The sequence below is a fragment of the Proteiniphilum sp. UBA1028 genome, assembly GCF_002316955.1.
Taxonomy (GTDB): domain Bacteria; phylum Bacteroidota; class Bacteroidia; order Bacteroidales; family Dysgonomonadaceae; genus Proteiniphilum.
Window position 1 is genome coordinate 135940 of record NZ_DCEN01000031.1, and the last position, 787, is coordinate 136726.

Below are 787 nucleotides of genomic sequence, written 5' to 3' on the forward strand. Positions count from 1 at the left end.
AAGAACAAATGGTTCATAACCCTTCTATCAACAACGTAAACTGATCCACAATGAAAAAAATGCTACTGCTCGCACTATTGCTGATTGGCACGAATATGGTGAAAGCCCAGGAGACTTTTTTCCCCACCCGGGAAGGTACCGAACTTGTCTACAAAATGTTTGATAAAAAAGACAAGCTGATTAGTATGATGCGGTACACCATCACCCATATCCGTACCGATGGGGATGACATGGAGATAACTTACCAGGTAGCCTCCATGAACTCAAAAGAAGAAATACAGTACAAAGAAGAGGTTACCATCTACAAAAAAGGAGATAAAATGATCGTAGATATGGGTAACTTTATCAATAAGGCGGCGTTTCAGCAGGATGGAGAAATGCCGCCTAACATTGAAATTACCGGAAATCAAATGGAAATACCTATTTCTCCGCAACCAGGAACATTGCTGCCCGATGCAAAGGTTGAGATGGCGCTAAAAATGGGCTTTATAAACCTGAAGTTAGCCACGAACATCACCAATCGCAGAGTGGAAAAGGTTGAAGACATATCGGTTCCGGCAGGAATATTCGCTTGCTATAAATTTACCAGCGATGTAACTTCCACCGTGATGGGGAAAAAAGTAAATTCTTCGCTGGTAGAATGGTATGCAAAAGGCATAGGAGTGATAAAATCTGAGAATTACGACAAACAGGGTAAGCTGGAATCCTATATGGTATTGGCAGAATTGAAATAACTATACCGATGACTCTGTAGTTGGCTGCCGATATAACGTATGATCTTTTTAAA

1 protein-coding gene is annotated in these 787 nt (G+C 40.9%); it reads left to right on the forward strand.

The genetic code is table 11. The annotated features are described in order from the left end of the window. Nucleotides 1-50: 50 nt before the first annotated feature. On the forward strand, nt 51-734 hold the full coding sequence (locus B3Z75_RS04625) for a hypothetical protein (RefSeq protein ID WP_294068207.1): 684 nt from the start codon (nt 51-53) through the stop codon (nt 732-734). Nucleotides 735-787: the final 53 nt, after the last annotated feature.

Excerpts from the sequence above, each read along its gene's own strand:
- B3Z75_RS04625 (WP_294068207.1), top strand. The coding sequence starts at position 51 with ATGAAAAAAATGCTACTGCTCGCACTATTGCTGATTGGCACGAATATG.